Origin of the sequence: Tardiphaga sp. (assembly GCF_041424195.1) — a bacterium.
Lineage (GTDB): Bacteria > Pseudomonadota > Alphaproteobacteria > Rhizobiales > Xanthobacteraceae > Tardiphaga.
Genome location: NZ_JBGMOE010000215.1, coordinates 1 through 3,337, shown reverse-complemented (window position 1 = coordinate 3,337; position 3,337 = coordinate 1). Strand labels below are relative to the sequence as shown.

Annotated in this window: 2 protein-coding genes and 1 pseudogene; all 3 read left to right on the top strand. The window is 61.7% G+C overall.

Annotation, left to right across the window (positions count from 1 at the left end; translation table 11 throughout):
- Positions 1-785 (top strand): transporter substrate-binding protein (locus tag ACEK02_RS29845; protein WP_371425053.1); only part of this gene is annotated, 785 nt, incomplete at its 5' end.
- Between the two features lie 146 nt (positions 786-931).
- A complete protein-coding gene (gene urtB, locus ACEK02_RS29840) occupies positions 932-2,542 on the top strand; it encodes an urea ABC transporter permease subunit UrtB (protein ID WP_371425052.1) in 1,611 nt (536 codons plus the stop codon).
- 187 nt (positions 2,543-2,729) lie between these two features.
- Positions 2,730-3,337: pseudogene (locus tag ACEK02_RS29835) on the top strand (urea ABC transporter permease subunit UrtC); the annotation flags it as partial.

The window sequence follows — 3,337 nt, the reverse complement described above, 5'->3', positions numbered from 1 at the left end:
TGGCCGGCACCGACTACGTCTATCCGCGCACCACCAACAAGATCCTGGAAGCCTACTTGAAGTCGAAGGGCGTCAAGCAGGAAGACATCATGATCAACTACACGCCGTTCGGTCATTCCGATTGGCAGACGATCGTCGCCGACATCAAGAAGTTCGGCTCGACCGGCAAGAAGACCGCCGTGGTCTCGACCATCAACGGCGACGCCAATGTTCCGTTCTACAAGGAGCTCGGCAACCAGGGCATCAAGGCGACCGACATTCCGGTGGTTGCGTTCTCGGTGGGTGAAGAAGAACTTGCCGGCATCGACACCAAGCCGCTGCTCGGCCATCTCGCGGCCTGGAACTACTTCCAGTCGATCAAGAGCCCCGAGAACGAGAAGTTCATCAAGGAATGGCAGGCCTTCACCAAGAATCCGAAGCGCGTGACCAACGATCCGATGGAAGCCACCGTGATCGGCTTCAACATGTGGGTGAAGGCGGTCGAGAAGGCCAAGTCGATCGAAGCCGACAAGGTCATCGACGCTCTGCCGGGCATCGAAGCCAAGAACCTGACCGGCGGTACCTCGAAGATGCTGCCGAACCACCACATCACCAAGCCGGTGTTCATCGGCGAGATCAAGGCCAATGGCCAGTTCGACGTGGTCTGGAAGACCCCGGCGCTGGTGGCTGGCGATGCATGGTCGAAGGAGCTCGACGGCTCCAAGGACCTGATCGGCGACTGGGTCGGCAAGAAGTGCGGCAACTTCAACACCAAGACCAACAAGTGCGGCGGTCAGGGGTCCTGATCTCGCTCTGAGGCTTCGTGTTGTCAGTCATTGCGGGCGCGCGGCGTCCGCAGTGACGACGTTATCTGTTTCCTCTCGAGACTCCCAAAACTGGAGAGGGCGGTGAAGCCGCCGCCTTCTCTTTTTTCTTCGGCCGGGGTTTTCCAGTGACTGATCTCCTTTATCGTTTCCGCGCGATCGCTGTTGCATTTCTGCTGATCGCCGCGACTGCCATTCCGGCCCTTGCGGGTCCTTTCGAGGATGCCGTCGCCAAATTCGCCAATGACGATTTCTCGGATACGGACGAAGCCGTCGGCATCATCGCGACCTCGGGCCATCCGCAGGCTTTCGCTGTGATCGCCGCGCTGCAGGAAGGCCGGCTCTCGGCCGACCCCGACAGCAAGAAGGTTTATCTCACCGGCGCCGACGGCAAGGTGACTGACGCCGCGACCGGCGAGGCCGTCGCCGAGGTGCCAGCCAGCGCCGCCGCCGTGCGCCTCAACAATCGTCTTCGCCGCAATATCGAATCCGCACTCGGCGGGCTCACGCTGATGTCGCCGGATCCCGCCAAGCGCATCGCCTCGGCACAATCGGTGTTCAAGAGCCACGAGACCGCGATGCTGCCGGTGATCGAGACCGCGCTGGAAAAGGAAACCAGCAAGGCGGCCAGGCAAGCCTTCCTTGAGGCCCGCGCCGCGATCCTGCTCTACAAGGAAGACGCGACCGAAGCGGAGAAGATCGAATCCATCGCGATCATCAAGGGCCGCGGCGATCAGGACGCGCTGGCGCTGCTCACCAGCCTGCCTGGCGACCAGACCGTCGGCGTTGCGCGCCGTGCTGCCAGCGCGATCACCGCCATCAACAGCCGGCAGACGCTGTGGTCGATCGGCCAGAACGCCTGGTACGGATTGTCGCTCGGCTCGGTTCTCTTGCTCGCTGCCATTGGCCTCGCCATCACCTTCGGCGTGATGGGCGTGATCAACATGGCGCATGGCGAGATGGTGATGATCGGCGCCTATGTCACCTTCGTGGTGCAGGATGTGATCCGCACCAGCTATCCCGGCCTGTTCGACTATTCGCTGCTGATGGCCGTACCACTGGCCTTCATCGTCGCGGGTCTGCTCGGCATCGTCATCGAGCGCACCATCATCCGCTTCCTCTATGGCCGTCCGCTGGAAACGCTGCTGGCCACCTGGGGCCTGTCGCTGGTGTTGCAGCAGGCGGTGCGCACCATGTTCGGCCCGACCAATCGTGAGGTCGGCAATCCCTCCTGGATGTCGGGCGCGTTTGAACTCGGCCAGATCACCATCACCTATAACCGGCTCTGGATCCTGTGCTTCACGTTGGCCGTATTCGCGATCCTGCTGGCGATGCTGCGCTACACCTCGATCGGACTTGAGATGCGCGCGGTGACCCAGAATCGCCGCATGGCAGCGTCCATGGGCATCGCGACCTCGCGTGTGGATGCGCTGACCTTCGGCCTTGGCTCCGGCATTGCGGGCATTGCCGGCGTGGCACTGTCGCAGATCGACAATGTGTCGCCCAATCTCGGCCAGAGCTACATCATCGACAGTTTCATGGTCGTGGTGTTCGGTGGCGTCGGCAATCTGTGGGGCACGCTGGTTGGCGCACTGTCGCTCGGCATCGCGAATAAGTTTCTTGAGCCGGTGGCGGGCGCGGTGCTCGGCAAGATCGCCATTCTGGTGCTGATCATCCTGTTCATCCAGAAACGGCCGCGCGGTCTGTTTGCGCTCAAGGGCAGGGCGATCGAAGCATGATGAAGATTTGGAACCCCATGCTTCTACGTATCTGCAGAACTCCGTCCCTCATCCTGAGGAGCGGCCGCTTTTCGGCCGCGTCTCGAAGGATGGCCCCACACTCCCTCATGGTTCGAGACGGCGCTGAAGAAGCGCCTCCTCACCATGAGGGGGCCTGTGTGTGGCGCGCCAACAGTGGGATGCTCGCATGACCCCGCATTTCCTCACCCGCACGCTGGACCGCAGCGCGACGATCTTCCTGCTGATCGTCGCCGCCGTCGGTATTCTCATTCCGCTGTCGAACCTGCTGCTGCCGGCGGACTCGCCGCTGCAGGTGCCGACCTATCTGATGGCGCTGTTCGGCAAATATGTCTGCTACGCCATTCTCGCGCTCTCGATCGATCTGATCTGGGGCTATTGCGGCATTCTCTCGCTCGGCCACGGCGCCTTCTTCGCGCTCGGCGGCTATGCCATGGGCATGTATCTGATGCGCCAGATCGGCTCGCGCGGCGTCTATGGCAATCCGATTCTGCCGGACTTCATGGTGTTCCTGAACTACAGCAAGCTGCCGTGGTACTGGTACGGCTTCGACATGTTCTGGTTCGCGGCGCTGATGGTGTTGCTGGTGCCGGGGCTGCTGGCTTTCTGCTTCGGCTGGCTGGCATTCCGCTCCCGCGTGACCGGCGTTTATCTGTCGATCATCACGCAGGCGATGACCTATGCGCTGCTGCTGGCGTTCTTCCGCAACGATTTCGGCTTCGGCGGCAATAACGGCCTGACCGATTTCAAGGACATCCTCGGCTTCAACGTACAGGC